Source organism: Pseudoalteromonas sp. MMG024, assembly GCF_021654175.1.
GTDB lineage: Bacteria > Pseudomonadota > Gammaproteobacteria > Enterobacterales > Alteromonadaceae > Pseudoalteromonas.
On record NZ_JAKFZO010000041.1, the window covers coordinates 1 to 15713 of the forward strand.

Consider the following 15713-nt stretch of genomic DNA (forward strand, 5'->3'; position numbering starts at 1 on the left):
AGGTAGCTTTTTGAGCGAGACTTGAAATATTCTGATTCTATTTGAGTAACTTCTCCTGTTTGTCTTTTGGAAAACCTAAAATCTCTCAATCTTATTCTATAAATATCATTGTAAGGAATCGTTTGATATGACATTAGTAAAGCAAATAAGTAGTTTTCCCCCTTTGAGATTGGGAGCTTTTTGTGCTTAGCAACTGAATATTCAACCACCTCTTGGATAAAATCAGGTGTAAATAAGAGTGATCCCTCAGTTTGCTGACGAAAAACTGTGACTATTTTGTTTGATATCTTTGCCGTTTGAGCTGGTATTTTTCCCGTATTCCAAAATTCGTCTTTAGCATACTGCTGAGCTTCTTCTGCACATTGTGAATAAAGCAAAGACTCTAAAGCCGTATTAATTATGTTATTAGCTTCGATACCAGTAAAAAGATTTCTAAGCTTCTCAAAAAAAACTTTTTTATTGTTTAATGTAGCAACTTTAAATGCAGCTTCATCTATTCGAAATTGCTTGTTTTTTCGTCCCCCCTCATAATTTTCTATAAGAGGGCGAATTAATTTCGCGGGAAAGTAATCTGGTTGAACGCTCTTCTTGCTAAACAAATCAATAAGCGCATGTTTTGCTTTATTTATTTCAAACAATGCAATGCTTATTGTAATTTGGAATGACCTTATCAATAATTTAGGGGATTCAGCTCTCTTATATAGATGCGCACCAACACCGATATCATCTCTTCTTAACCAAGAATGAAAACCAAAGTAATCAGTAAGTGTAGTTTGCACACTACCATCATCTGCTGCGGGTTTGTTTTTTGATAGCAGATCTAAGTACTTATAATCATCGGTCGTAAGTAACTCGATACCAAAAGGAACATAATTAAGCGCTTTGTTAAGCAGCCGTATTAGTTCAATCATGCCTGTACTTTGAGTCTTTACCCCATCGCTTTCAACACGATAAGCCTCAAAATCTTTTAATATATTTACACGATTAAATTGATCTAATTTTAGTGCATTTAAATAAGTCATGAACTTAGTAGCTATATAAGATAATGCTCTGCAATCTCCACCGGTACCCTCTTCAAGAACAAATGTTATATAATTTGCAACGTATAAAGCCGCAAATACCAATCTCTTTTCGTGAGAGTCAGCATCTTCTAGAGTTACAATTTGCGACTTTGCTCCCTGATATTCAGGAACAATAAATCGATCCACATCAAATGGCACAAAATCAACAACTCTCAGTGTTTGTTTATTCGAAAACTCTGCCAGCATCTCAGCTTGTTGCTTTAATAAGCTTTCTTCAATATTATCCATTTGCGCACTCCAAATATGACTTTTCTTGGTCAAGCTTTTCCTTAACAGACCTTATGTATTTTCTTGTCGTTGTTGGAGCATCTTTTCCTCTAGTTTCGTGACCTAATAACTCTGCTACTAGCAAATATGGTCTAGATAAATGAGTGACGTTTTCAAGTTCAAGTCCATCTTCTTCAACAGCATCGTGGAACTTATCAGTTCCATATGAATGCCTGAGAATGTGATATTTATGATCTTCTTCTAGAATGTGAAGGTAATCAGGTAATAATCCTTGCTGTTGCTTATCGATAACCAAAGCGCGTGTATCTTTAAAATCTCTAGTGCCTTGGTATTCCCTTATTCCATGTACCGCACCACTTAAAGGATCAGTTATAAACAAGCTATCTTCACCACATTTGGGCCTCTCAGTCTCGTAATACAATTTAAATCGCAACATCACATCACGTGGAATATAAATCCATCTAGAAATACCACCAACACCATTTCTACGGCCTTTAGAATATTTGCCTTGAAGCCAATATTTGAACTCTTGTTTTTGTTTGTCTAAGCGCTCATTTAGTTTTGTTTCTACGTCTATTTCCTTGAAGAACGACTTCATACCTGAGTATGATTTACCACCCACTTTAAAATCGTTTAATAATAATCCCACATTCTCCTGTGTACGTAGGCCACATTCCCCCCCTGCACGCAAGGTACATTCAACGCGGAGGTTTCTAGCATTTGCATAGAGTTCAGCTCTCATGCTTGGTGACAAATATTTAATCGTATTTCTTCTTTTGGTATTGTCCCTCGCAATAGATTTGTTTTTATTTTTTACACGGATCTCTTTTATGTTCGTAAACCCATTGAAAGCTAAATAGTTGTAATAATACGTCAAGCCTGAAATTGCCTTCTCAACCATTTTTTCACTGGTATTACGCTCCAAAATCAATACATTATTTATGTAATGATTGAGAAATTCTTCCGGTAAGTTGTGGTGTGTAGTTAGTGAAATTGAAGATGAGTTTTTTGAATAATTTTCAAGCCATAAAAGGAACTTTCTTAACTCATAAAAGCATTCGGAAATTTTTTTCTTTGATAACGTAATTTTATTAAGCTCAGCATCTTTAATTCTGCGCTTTCCAGTCCCATCGATCCAAATTAATTTATATACTTGTCTATTTTTATAAAGTGAATGTAGAAATATGTTGGGTAGCAACAATGGAATACCATCATTACAACACATCAACTTTGTTTTAAATTTTTCACTTTGAAAGCTATACATCATCTATTTCTCACAACCAATCTAATTACATACTAATTTACCTTTCCAACAATAGATACATTTTTATCTTTTTAGTGGGTGTCCGTTTCCTTTCGGTCACGGCGGTGAAACGGCGCTCAATTACATGATGCGTGCGCACGGTGGTTTTGAGGGCAACGCCCAAACACTCAGAATTGTGGCGAAACTAGAACCTTACAGTAAAGGCTACGGTATGAATCTAACACGCCGCACTTTATTAGGTTTTATAAAATACCCACAGCTGATCAAATCGTTATGGAAAATTCCACATGATGATGGCACAGATAAATTTATCAACTCTACTCGTTGGCTTCCCGCAAAAGGGCTTTATTGCGAAGAAAGCGAAGTGTTTGATTGGATATTAGCACCGCTTTCAGATACAGACAAAACCATATTTACATCATTTGCCGAGAACACAAATGGCGTTGCTCGCACCCAATATAAATCCCTCGACTGTGCCATTATGGAATTAGCCGATGATATTGCTTACGGCGTGCATGATTTAGAAGATGCGATTGCCACAGGCATGGTAAGTCAGCATCAATGGCATGAGTTTGTAGCTAATCATTTGAGCGAGTTGGAAGACGGGTGGCTTAAAACCAATTTACCACGAATTTCTGCCCAGCTGTTCTCACGCGATGAAGCCGATTTAAAAGAAGTCATTGGCGAACTAGTTAATTTATTTATTACACAGGCAAAAGTGAAAAAGCTTGGCCTATTTGACAGCCCATTACTCGACCACTCGGTATATTTAGAGAAAGCGTTATTTATTTTACTTGAAGGGTTAAAACAATTTGTGTTTCGTAACGTAATTCGCCACCCAGAAATGCAGCAAATTGAATTTAAAGGACAAAAAATTATTTCCGATTTATTTGCCGCGTTTGCCAGCGATCCGCTAAGGTTGTTGCCTCACACGCGCCAAACAATTTACCAAGCAGCACTCGAAACCGGTGAAACTGGCTACCGTCAACTTTGCGATTATATTTCATCAATGACCGATGAATACGCTATAAAGGTGCACGGCCGCTTATTTACTACTGAGTATTAAGCTATTTTTGAGTCATCGCGAAAAACCGTACCATCGTCTTTAGTTACATTACGGCTACAGTGACTTTCTTGTGTTTCAAGTAATTCACTGGGTCGTAAACTACGTTCTTTTAATGCTTCGCCACAATGGGGACATACATCAATTAAACATTCGCTACTAAGATGAAAACAATTAGTGCACTCAAAGCAACTCACTTCCGTTTCACTTTGTGCTTGTTCGCTTTTTTGACAATGGAACAATGCGTGTTCTGCCATATTTGACATTACGATCCTCCTTTTTGTTTGAACATAAAGAAAGCAAATCTGTTTGACAAGCTTATTTAATGAACAATCAATAAAACCAGTAAAAAGTGCTAATTAGTGCATTTTAATTGTCACACTAGCGCCATATTTATTAATCCATAAATGTGACGAAGCGCACTAATCTTTCCCCTGCACTCAGGCGCAATAGCATAAATGCATTATAGCCTGTCATTTATTATCTAAATATGACTCACCACCCCATGCTGACGGGAGTGCTTGGCGTTTATATTCTTCGATGCGCTCAAGAAACAATGTACATAAAACCATTAACTCTGGTTCAGAATAAAGTGATTGATAGTAGCTATGTGCGTTTTGCCAATCCCTATCACAATAAGCCGAAAATGCCTGTGCTAATGTCTGTTGGTGCGTTGCGCTTTCAAAATAACAATAGATATTGATGGCCTGCGATTTACCTTTTAATACCACTTTATCAATTAAGGTAAAATGGGATTTGTCGCTGAGTTGCTCATAAACAGCTTGTCCAATCAATAAATCACTGCCGTACAATCGATTGGCGCTTTCTAGGCGCGCCGCTTGGTTTACCGCATCGCCAATGCAGGTGTAATCAAATAAAATATCAGAGCCAAGATGGCCAACGATAACTTCGCCGTAATTTACACCTATACGCAGTTTAAGTTCAGGCAACCCCTGGCGCTTTAATTCTTCACTGAGTTTTACGCAAGTTGCATTCATTTCAATTGCCGCAGCAACCGCTTTTTCAATCGAGTTTTCACAGGATACTGGTGCACCCCAAAATGCCATTACCGCATCGCCTAAATATTTATCAAGCGTGCCGGCGTGTTTTACGATAATGCGACTGTGCGCTGTCAGCACCTGATGCAAAATATCCGCAGTTTGCTCTGCGAGCTTGGTAAAACCTGCTAAATCAGCAAATAAAATCGCTAAAAATTTACGCTCGCCGCCAAGCTCTAACTTTGTAGGGTTGTCTTTAAGCTCATGCAATACCTGATCGGATACATAACGTGAAAACACATTAGTAATAAACTGCTGCTGTCTTTGCTGTTTTCGAAAGCCAAGGACAAAGTAAAATAAATAACTACTGATTGCTATCGCACACAAACTTACTACCGGCAGCGAAACACTATGATAAAACGCAAAAAGCGAAATAATCACAATAAAACCGAGTAACTTTACCAAACCTAGTAGTGATTGTTTCAACGGCGCCGCAGTAAATAGATAGCTTGCAAACAATGCAACCAACAAAGCCAAAAACGCGGTTTGCAAAATAGTTAAAGTTGAAATGCTAAACCCGTTTTGTAAGTTAACAATCGTGTTAGCATGCACCTCAACACCCGACATTGTCTTGCCAGATAACCAGGTAAACGGCGTTCTATAACGGTCAATGGCAGTATCACCAAAACGCGTATTGGCAAGAATATCGATGCCTACTAATACAATTTTGTCTTTGAAAATATGATCGGGTAACAGATTTGCATTTGCAGCACTGACGAAAGGTATTGTTACAAAGCTGTTTGTATCGCCAATAAAGCGAATTCGTGTATTCTCAGCGAGGTTTTGTGTGCTAAATTCATAACTTATACCGTTGCTACCATTCGGTAAACGTCTTACCACACCATCAAGATCAGGTGACAATTCAAAAGACTTAATTCTTGCACCCGCATCTCGATAATAATTCAATAAAGAATCGTCCTGGCTACCTTGACGCTTTGCAAGATAAACGGGCAAGTTGCTCGCTGTTATACTGTTTGCAAAACTAGAAGCGTCTTTCTCATTTGCATTAGGTAAAGCATCTATAGGTAGATTTAATACAACCGCTTTTGCGCCTGCCTGATTTAACCGTTTTAGTAAATTAGTGTAAAAACCTGCAGGCCAAGGCCAACTAGTTTGATAGTGGGCAAAACTTTGCTCGTCGATTGCGACAATTACAATGTCAGTTTTACTGACTTTGGCGGGAATAATACTAGATTGTGCATCAAATGCCGTGTTTTCGAGATGCTGCCAAGCATCACTTTGTGACAAAACGTACACACAACACACACTTACTAACGACGATAACAGGCTATACAACAACCACTTTTTGCCAACCTGATTAAACATACAAGTAATTAACCTTGAAATATGGGTTCACGCGTTGTGTTAGCCTTTTGTACGCAAAGTTTGACTTTACTGAACGTTTATTCTGCTTCTAACAAAGTAACAGGTTCCATTAAGCGCTCTGTAGTTTTTTCTAACCGTACCGCCAAGCCCTCTATTATGCGTGCGGCGATACCCGCGTTATTCGCTAACATTTCTTCAAAGCGTTCGCGCTCGTATACTTGTAACACGGTATCTTCCGTTGCAATGGCACAACAACTACGCAATGAGTTTGTGATAATCGCCATCTCACCTAAAAACTCACCCTCGCCTAAGTAACTTAATACCACGGATTGACCCATTTTCGATTTGACCAGCTTAATTTTACCTGAGCGGATCACATACATACGCTCTGCTTTGTCGCCTTGTTGAAACAAGGTTTGACCTTCTAATAGGGTTAATTCGCGGGTCATAGTATTCCTTTACTTATAAATTGACTTTAGGCTAAATTATCGCGATTAAACAAGGTGCTGTCTACGACTTAATGACTAACTAAAATCTTTTTCACATTAAAAAAGGAAGCCAATGCTTCCTTTTCATAAGATTACAACAAACGGTTCATTTAGAACTGCGCTGTTAAATTGATTTGATACATATCGTAATCTACATCGTTATCAAGGTTTGTACCGTAGCTACCCGATAAAGCCCAGTTGGTATTAAAGTAATAACGTCCACCAATTTGAATATCATCTGATTTATTAACTGATGCAAATACTGATAAACCTTCATTAAAATAATAGTTTGAGCCTAATAACCAATGGTCAAAATCACCCGCATCAATATCAAGGTTTACGGTTAGATAACGGCCTTGCCCAAGCTCTGCATAATATTTGGTATCTAGGCTTAAGTAATCAAACTCGTCGTCAACAGATGCCGTAAAGCCAACATAATCCGTTGTGTTTAAGCTTAAATTGTACTGCGCTGTTGCATAAAAGCTGCCATCTATACCTCGAGCGTCAGAGTCACGGTAGTGAATACGTGCAAGTAAATCAGGTGTAAATAAATAACCAAATGATGCCTCATAATAATCTACATCGCCCCAATCTGAATCTGTGCGGCTGTAATTAGCACCCGCTACAAAATTGTTGAAGAAATATTCACCGCGTACACCAATTGTATCATCATCCTCATTGTCGCTGTAAAACGCGCCAATGTTAGACTTAGTGTTAATGTAAGAAAATTCATTGTATGGGCCAAGTGCTTTACGCGCATCAAAGTAATATAACGTTTCGATATGGAACAGGTTGTCTTCTTCAACATCCGCATAAGCGGCGTGACTATTTGATTGATACTCATTTGCGCAGGCTGCAAATGACGTAAACGTAACTAAACTCGCTAATAATGTTTTTTTCATGCTACTTTCCTTGTGTAGTAATTTTCTCGACGGTGGGTATTATAGAAAGCATTGAATCACGGACAACCATAGCGCCATTTACATTAAATCAATAATATCCTTTTCTATTCATAGACTTAGTGCTTTTCAATCAGATTTAACACCGGATTTACAATGGTGTTTATTTATTATCTTGCACTGTAGAGATCTCTTACACGACTTTAAGACAAAACACCTGCTTATAGAACGAAAAAAGGAAGCATAAGCTCCCTTTAAAATTAATGATTTACAGCGTATTTACAAAGGTACGTGTAACACGCCTTCCATAATCACGCGTGCACTTCGGCTCATACTAGCAAACTCTGCTTGCCAGCCAGCGTCAGTTTCAGCTGTTTTTGCGCCGACTTTCATGGTGCCTGATGGATGACCAAAATTCACATCTGAAATATCACCGCCACCAGCAGCTAAATTAACTAATGTGCCTTTTGTCACCGCAGCGCACGCAATCGCCACTGCTGCAGTGCCCATCATCGCATGGTGCAGTTTACCCATAGAAAGCGCGCGCACATTTAAATCAATGTCAGCACTTTTAACCATATCACCGCTTGAACTTATGTAATCTTGTGAAGGCGATACAAACGCAATTTTAGGTGTGTGCTGGCGCGTTTTCGCTTCACTTGGGTCACTAATTAGACCCATTTTAAGCGCCCCTGCGATTCTAAGCTTTTCAAAAAAGGCCAGCTTGTCACTATCGCTATTGATGTCTTCTTGCAGCTCAACACCGGTGTAATTAATATCGCTACTATTAACAAAAATGGTTGGAATGCCCGCATTAATCATGGTGGCTGGAATATCCCCTAATCCTTCAACCGTTAACGTATCGACCAAATTCCCGGTTGGGAACATATTCTCGCCCACTGGAGATGGCGCAAGGAATTGCACTTTAATTTCGCTACTAGCAAACGCGACACCATCAAGTTTGAAGTCGCCAACCTCATTTACTTCGCCGTCTTTAATGGGTACTTGTACCACCAGCGTTTTTTCGATGTTTTTTTGCCAAATGCGTACTTCAACATCGCCATTTTGAGGAATACGTGACGCATCTACTAAACCATTGTTAATTGCAAATGCGCCCACGGCGGCCGTTAAGTTACCGCAGTTACCACTCCAATCAACACTTGGTTTATCGATTGCAACTTGGCCAAATAAGTAATCAACGTCGTGTTCTGCTTTATCACTTTTAGCGACAATCACTGTTTTACTGGTGCTAGACGTTGCACCGCCCATACCATCTATTTGTTTCTCGTACGGATCTGGGCTGCCAATAACCCGCATTAGTAACTTATCGCGAAATTCACCAGGCTCCTGTGCTTCAGGTGGTAAATCGCTTAGCTTAAAAAACACCCCTTTACTGGTGCCGCCACGCATATAAGTTGCTGGAACTTTATATTTTGTTGTCATAGTGAGGTATAGCAGCGATTAACTCGCTGCTGTCTCCGCTAAAAAGTCTTGTGCAAAGCGCTGTAATACACCACCGGCACTGTAAATAGAGACTTCTTCAGCTGTATCTAAACGACACGTTACCGGCACCTCTATTACTTCGCCATTTGCGCGATTAATAATCAGGGTTAAATCACAGCCTGGTGATGGCTCACCTTTTACATCAAAGGTTTCTGTACCATCAATCTTAAGGGTTTTACGGGTTGTGCCAGCTTTAAATTCCAGCGGCATCACACCCATACCAATTAAGTTAGTACGATGAATACGCTCAAAGCCTTCTGCCACAATTGCTTCAACCCCAGCTAGGCGCACGCCTTTTGCCGCCCAGTCACGAGATGAACCTTGGCCGTAGTCAGCACCAGCAATAATAATTAGCGGCTGTTTACGCTCCATATAGGTTTCAATCGCTTCCCACATACGGGTTACTTTGCCTTCTGGCTCAATTCGCGCAAGTGACCCTTGTTTCACTTCACCATTCTCTAACACCATTTCATTAAACAGTTTAGGGTTAGCAAAGGTTGCACGCTGCGCAGTTAAATGATCGCCACGGTGCGTTGCATACGAGTTAAAGTCTTCTTCTGGTAAACCCATTTTGGCTAGGTATTCCCCTGCAGCACTACTTGCTTGAATGGCATTAGACGGTGATAAGTGATCCGTCGTAATGTTATCGCCAAGTACCGCAAGTGGACGCATGCCTGTCATAGTACGCGGTTTGGCAAGTGCGCCTTCCCAATATGGCGGACGGCGAATATACGTACTCATTTCTCGCCAATCGTATAGTGGGTTATTGTCTTCACCATAATCCACGGTTAAGTCGAACATTGGCGTATATACCGCATTAAATTGCTCTGGCTTCACGCTTTGTGCAATTACCGCATCAATTTCTTCATCGCTTGGCCAAATATCATTTAAGCGAATTTCTTTACCATCACTTGATACACCCAACACATCGTTTTCAATATCAAAACGAATACTCCCTGCGATTGCATAAGCAATAACCAGTGGTGGCGACGCTAAGAATGCTTGATTTGCATGGGGGTGAATGCGGCCATCAAAGTTACGGTTACCTGAAAGTACGGCAGTAGTATATAAATCGCGCTCAATAATTTCTTTTTGAATAACAGGGTCTAGTGCGCCACTCATACCATTACACGATGTACAGGCAAAACCCACTACACCAAACCCTAAGTTTTCAAGCTCTGGTAATAAGTTTGCTTCTTCCAAGTAGCTTTTAACCACTTTAGAACCCGGCGCAAGCGAAGATTTAACCCAAGGCTTACGGGTTAAACCGAGTTTATTTGCATTGCGCGCAATTAAACCCGCGGCAATCATATTGCGTGGGTTTGATGTATTGGTACAACTGGTAATAGCGGCAACAATGACTGCACCATCTGGCATGTGTGTATCTGTATGTGAATAATCACCCAGTAAGTCGGTGTTTTTAAGTTCACTTGTTGCTACACGGCGATGTGGGTTAGAAGGCCCTGCGATATTACGGCCAACCGCACTTAAATCAAAGGTTAATACGCGCTCGTATTTCGCCTCAGTCATTTCAGATGCCCAAAGGCCTGTGGTTTTTGCGTATTCTTCTACTAGCTTAATTTGACTGTCTTCACGGCCTGTTAGCTTTAAGTAATCAATAGTCTTTTCATCAATGTAGAACATGGCCGCTGTTGCGCCGTATTCTGGCGTCATATTCGAAATGGTTGCACGATCACCTAAATTTAAGTGTTGCGTACCTTCACCAAAGAACTCAAGGTAAGTAGACACCACTTTTTCGTTACGTAAAAACTCGGTAATTGCTAGTACAATATCGGTTGCCGTAATACCCGGCTTACGCTCACCCACAATGTTAACACCGACAATGTCTGGTAAACGCATATAAGATGCGCGGCCTAACATCACACTTTCAGCTTCAAGGCCACCAACACCAATAGCGATAACGCCTAATGCATCAACATGCGGTGTATGGCTATCTGTGCCTACTAGCGTATCTGGGAAGGCAACACCTTCACGTGCTTGAATCACAGGCGACATTTTCTCAAGGTTAATTTGGTGCAAAATGCCGTTACCTGGTGGGATAACATCAATGTTTTTAAATGCTGTTTTAGTCCAATTAATAAAATGGAAACGGTCTTCATTACGGCGATCTTCAATCGCGCGGTTTTTTTCAAACGCGTCTTTATCGTAACCACCGTGCTCTACAGCAAGGGAGTGGTCAACAATCAGCTGTGTAGGTACTACAGGGTTAACTAGTGACGGGTCACCGCCTTGCTCTGCAATAGCATCACGAAGGCCTGCTAAATCAACCAGTGCGGTTTGGCCTAAAATATCGTGGCATACTACACGCGCAGGAAACCACGGAAAATCAAGGTCGCGCTTGCGCTCAATAAGTTGTTTTAACGAATCAGTTAGCATTGAAGGCTCGCAGCGGCGAACGAGATTCTCGGCAAGCACTTTTGAGGTATAAGGTAATTGTTGATAACTACCCGGTGAAATGGCATTCACCGCAGCTTCAACATTAAAATAATCTAGGCCGGTATTGCCTAGCTTTTGACGGTATTGGGTATTCATATGGGCTCCACAACAAACTCGGAGTAAAGGCATGCTAGGCATGCCTTGATATAATGCGAATTACTTAGACATTAACGCGCTGAAATAGGTGGAACTTCGCGTGCTTCAGGGCCTGTGTAATCTGCACTTGGGCGAATAATACGGTTATTAGCACGTTGCTCTTTCACGTGTGCTGTCCAGCCTGTTACACGGCTCATTACAAAGATTGGCGTAAATAACGCTGTTGGAATACCCATAAAGTGATATGCCGACGCATGGAAGAAATCAGCATTACAAAATAACTTTTTCTCACGCCACATTACTTCTTCACAGCGCACAGACACTGGGTAAAGCACGTCATCGCCTACTTCTTTTGCAAGTAATTCAGACCACTTTTTGATGATCACATTGCGCGGGTCTGACTCGCGGTAAATTGCGTGACCAAAGCCCATGATTTTTTCTTTACGCTCAAGCATACCCATCAGCGCTTCTTCAGCTTGATCAGCACTTGTGAAGTTTTCAATCATTTCCATTGCCGCTTCGTTTGCACCACCGTGCAGTGGGCCACGTAATGAACCAATTGCACCGGTTACACATGAATGCAGATCAGACAGTGTTGATGCACACACGCGCGCTGTGAACGTAGATGCGTTAAATTCATGCTCTGCGTATAAAATTAGCGATACATTCATTACCTTAGCAAATAGCTCGCTTGGTGCTATGTCATGTAATAAATGTAAGAAGTGAGCGCCAATTGAATCGTCGTTAGTTTCAACATCAACACGTACTCCGTCGTGCGAGAAACGATACCAATAACAAATAATACTTGGGAATACCGCAACCATACGATCAATATGGTCGTTCGCATCGTTAAAGTCGGTTTCCATTTCAAGGTTGCCTAGCATAGAACAACCGGTGCGCATTACATCCATTGGGTGCGCTGATTTCGGAATAGATTCTAGAACACTTTTAAGTGCCGCAGGTAAACCACGCAGTGTTTTTAGTTTCGCCTTGTACTCATCAAGTTGTGATTGGTTTGGCAATTCACCACGGCTTAAAAGGTACGATACTTCTTCAAATTCAACTTTATCTGCAAGTTCTGAAATATCATAACCACAATACGTTAAACCACTGCCTGATTTACCTACTGTACATAACGCTGTTTCACCAGCAACTTGACCACGTAATCCTGCTCCGCCTAATGCTTTATCTACCATTTTCCTGCCCCTTATTTATTATTCTGAAAAAGTTTATCAAGTGTGTTTTCAAACGAGTGGTAATCTAAAAAGTCATACAACTCGGCGCGGGTTTGCATTGAATCAATTGCGTTTGCTTGCGAGCCTTCACTTAAAATTGTGTTGTACACATTAAGCGCCGCTTTATTCATTGCTCTAAACGCACTTAGCGGGTAAAGCACCATGCCTACACCCACTTCTTCTAATTGGGTTTTTGAATAAATTGGCGTTTGGCCAAATTCAGTAATATTGGCAAGAATTGGTACATTAAGCGCATCGCTAAATGCTTTATAGTCAGCAAGGTCGTGCACTGCTTCTGCAAAGATTGCATCGGCACCTGCTTCAATACATGCTGCAGCGCGGTCGATTGCGGCATTTAACCCTTCTTTTTGAAACGCATCGGTACGCGCCATAATGTAAAAATGCTCATCAGTTTTTGCATCAACCGCCGCTTTAATGCGGTCAACCATTTCTTGCTGGCTTACGATTTCTTTATTTGGACGGTGGCCACAACGTTTTTGCGCAACTTGATCTTCAATATGAAAACCTGCTGCACCTGCTTTTGTCATTTCTTTTACGGTACGCGCAATATTAAATGCACCACCCCAGCCTGTATCGGCATCGACTAGTAGTGGTAAATCAGATGCACTGGTAATACGGCGGATATCTTCAAGCACATTATCTAAGCTTGTCATGCCTAAATCCGGTAAACCGTAACTTGCGTTGGCAACCCCTGCCCCTGATAAGTAAATAGCTTTATGCCCTACCTTCTCTGCCATCATTGCAGTATAGGCATTGATAGTGCCGACCACTTGAAGCGGTTGGTTCTCTGCTAATGCTTGGCGAAACTTCAAACCTGCTGACATGTATGTCTCCTTTGAACGGTATTTTTATATTTGTACGCTAGCGTTACGCTAACTAAATTTGTTTACAGTTTTATTGGCATCACACATTACTTAAACTTACGTTCAATATTGTTACCAGATGCCGCGATATGTCTTTTCATTAATAATTCGGCTAATTCGCCATCGCGCGCTGCAATGGCATTAATAATAGCTAAGTGCTCATCAAATGCTTTGCTAACACGTGGGCCATTCATGCCCATTTGCACGCGGTACATACGTACCAATTGATATAACTCATTACACAACAAGTTAATTAAATGGCTGTTTTTACTACCTTTAATAATGCGGTAGTGAAAATCTAAATCACCTTCTTCTTGGTAGTAAGACTCTCCTTGGCGTACCCGTTGTGTCGACAAATGATCATCAAGTAAGGCTTTTACCTGATTGATTTCATCGTCTGTCATATTGGTTGCTGCTAAACGGCACGCCAGCCCCTCAAGGGCACTGCGCACTTGATAGATTTCATCTAACTTTTCTGGGGTAAGCGAAATAACACGGCAGCCCACATTGGCTTTGCGCTCAATTAAATGACAGCTTTCTAAACGATTAAGCGCCTCACGCAAGGTTGCGCGGCTAACTTGATGTTTTTTGGAGAGCTCTGGCTCAGAGATTTTTGAGCCTTGCGCTATTTCACCTTCCACAATGGCTTGGCGAATGTCGACAAAAACTTTATCTGACGCTGTTTTTATTTCATTTTCCAATTTAAAACCTAACTATTGTCGACAATAACTAAGGGTAATATAGGAGTGATTCACGAAGATATCAACAGATTGTCGACAATTTTAGCAATTAATTTTATTAAATTAGACTAAATAGGTGTTAATTGTCGACAAAAAGCATGTTAAACCAAACCGTATAATAATAATTTTACCTGTTTTTATTGTGCTCATGATGCATTTGGGGTGTTTGTATTAAGAAGTTAAAACTTAATCTGGGTTTTGCGCTGTAACTTTGTGTGTTTTGACTTATTTGAAAAGTGATTAGCGTTTTTTGCCAAAAGTTACGCAGCAGCAACTTGGGTTTCGTTTAAACCCTTTTGATTGAATATTTACGTTTGGCTGCTTTGCGATTTAAGCCAACAAAGCCCGAGCATTACTCACATTCGGTCGTCGTTTTTTGTGTAAATGTTCACAGTATTCGGCCATATGCTCTGGTTTACCCACTGCACCATGAAATGATTTTGTGAATTTGCTGGTGAGTTTGAGCCAGTTTTCGGGGCTGATAGATAATCGATTCAGTAATGGCTGTGTATCATGTGGGATTACACCGCGTTTATCTTCGCGCATAATGCGGCCGGTGAGTTCAACGAGTTCAAGATAGCTTTTTAATTCAAATGGTAAGCCTTTTGGTATGTGTTTTCGTGGATTACCAATAAACATCATAAGCGGTTTGGGTTGTTCACCATTTAGCGCTGCTTTAATGCGTTGTTGAATACTGGTGTAATCCGATTGTTCAGGTGTGTTGGCAATTTTTGCACGTATTGGGTTTAAATCTACATACGCCATGCAGGCAGCAAGTGCGGCTTCATCAAGGAGTGCTTGTGATTTAAATCTCCCTTCCCAGAAGCGACCTGTGCAGTTATCTTCAAAATTGGCTTTTCTGGCTATGTATTCATTAAGTACACGCATGAACCAACTAATGTCCATGAGTCGTTTACGAAAAGCATTCGTCATATCGTTTAGGGTAATGAGTTGTGCAGGGTCGAGTTTACCGCCTCTGAGGTATTTTTGCGTAAGTAAGTTGCCTTTAAAGAGTTTGTGCCAACGAATAATGACCGCTTTTTGAGTAAGGCGTCTAGCTTTCCTTTCATCAACATGCAGTACTATATGCGTGTGATTACTCATGACAGCATAAGCACAAATATCAATGCAGAATACTTTGGTTAGTTGCAGAAGTTTTTCTTCAACCCAAGCGCGGCGGTGCTCGTAAGACTTGCCTGTGACCTTATCTTCACCACATAAAAACGCGCGACGTACGCAACGGGAAATACAGTGGTAAAAAGGTGTATCAACCAAACTCACCTGATTTCGACGCGGAACAGCCATAAAATCACCTTGTGATAGAAAAAACTGATTAAAGTTTAGTCATAATGAGGTTTTTAGGCTAGTTATGATGGGTGGCCATGTTATT

13 protein-coding genes are annotated in these 15713 nt (G+C 40.7%); 1 reads left to right on the forward strand and 12 read right to left on the reverse strand.

Translation table 11 applies throughout. The annotated features are described in order from the left end of the window. On the reverse strand, positions 1-1310 hold a 1310-nt coding region (locus L1068_RS21575; protein WP_237131924.1), incomplete at its 3' end, for a hypothetical protein. Next, the gene (locus tag L1068_RS21580) at positions 1303-2577 is read right to left on the reverse strand and encodes a hypothetical protein (RefSeq protein ID WP_237131925.1); all 1275 of its coding nucleotides are present in this window, start codon (positions 2575-2577) and stop codon (positions 1303-1305) included. The genes L1068_RS21580 and L1068_RS21575, both read right to left, overlap by 8 nt. A 52-nt stretch (positions 2578-2629) precedes the next feature. Between L1068_RS21580 and L1068_RS21585 the strand changes: the two genes are divergently transcribed. Then, on the forward strand, positions 2630-3640 hold the full coding sequence (locus L1068_RS21585; RefSeq protein WP_343221997.1) for an anti-phage deoxyguanosine triphosphatase: 1011 nt from the start codon (positions 2630-2632) through the stop codon (positions 3638-3640). On the opposite strand, the gene L1068_RS21590 is transcribed toward L1068_RS21585, so the two are convergent. From L1068_RS21590 to L1068_RS21635, 10 genes are all read right to left on the reverse strand, one after another. After that, the gene (locus L1068_RS21590) at positions 3637-3903 is read right to left on the reverse strand and encodes a DUF1272 domain-containing protein (protein ID WP_237131927.1); all 267 of its coding nucleotides are present in this window, start codon (positions 3901-3903) and stop codon (positions 3637-3639) included. The genes L1068_RS21585 and L1068_RS21590 overlap by 4 nt on opposite strands. A gap of 207 nt (positions 3904-4110) precedes the next feature. Then, positions 4111-6021, reverse strand: coding sequence for an adenylate/guanylate cyclase domain-containing protein (locus L1068_RS21595; RefSeq protein WP_237131928.1), 1911 nt, complete (start codon positions 6019-6021; stop codon positions 4111-4113). A 77-nt stretch (positions 6022-6098) separates the two neighbouring features. Next, on the reverse strand, positions 6099-6470 hold the full coding sequence (locus L1068_RS21600) for a cyclic nucleotide-binding domain-containing protein (protein ID WP_237131929.1): 372 nt from the start codon (positions 6468-6470) through the stop codon (positions 6099-6101). A gap of 149 nt (positions 6471-6619) precedes the next feature. Further along, positions 6620-7411, reverse strand: coding sequence for a putative porin (locus L1068_RS21605; protein WP_237131930.1), 792 nt, complete (start codon positions 7409-7411; stop codon positions 6620-6622). 276 nt (positions 7412-7687) lie between these two features. Beyond that, the gene (gene prpF, locus L1068_RS21610) at positions 7688-8851 is read right to left on the reverse strand and encodes a 2-methylaconitate cis-trans isomerase PrpF (protein WP_237131931.1); all 1164 of its coding nucleotides are present in this window, start codon (positions 8849-8851) and stop codon (positions 7688-7690) included. 18 nt (positions 8852-8869) lie between these two features. Continuing rightward, the gene (gene acnD, locus L1068_RS21615) at positions 8870-11464 is read right to left on the reverse strand and encodes a Fe/S-dependent 2-methylisocitrate dehydratase AcnD (protein WP_237131932.1); all 2595 of its coding nucleotides are present in this window, start codon (positions 11462-11464) and stop codon (positions 8870-8872) included. A gap of 71 nt (positions 11465-11535) precedes the next feature. Beyond that, positions 11536-12660, reverse strand: coding sequence for a 2-methylcitrate synthase (prpC, locus tag L1068_RS21620; protein ID WP_237131933.1), 1125 nt, complete (start codon positions 12658-12660; stop codon positions 11536-11538). A gap of 11 nt (positions 12661-12671) precedes the next feature. Next, entirely contained in the window at positions 12672-13544 is an 873-nt protein-coding gene (gene prpB, locus L1068_RS21625) for a methylisocitrate lyase (protein WP_010559978.1), read from the reverse strand. 86 nt (positions 13545-13630) lie between these two features. Further along, a complete protein-coding gene (locus L1068_RS21630; RefSeq protein ID WP_237131934.1) occupies positions 13631-14284 on the reverse strand; it encodes a GntR family transcriptional regulator in 654 nt (217 codons plus the stop codon). 369 nt (positions 14285-14653) lie between these two features. Further along, positions 14654-15628: a transposase gene (locus tag L1068_RS21635; protein WP_237131935.1), complete on the reverse strand. Its 975-nt coding sequence runs from the start codon at positions 15626-15628 to the stop codon at positions 14654-14656. Positions 15629-15713 lie beyond the last annotated feature (85 nt).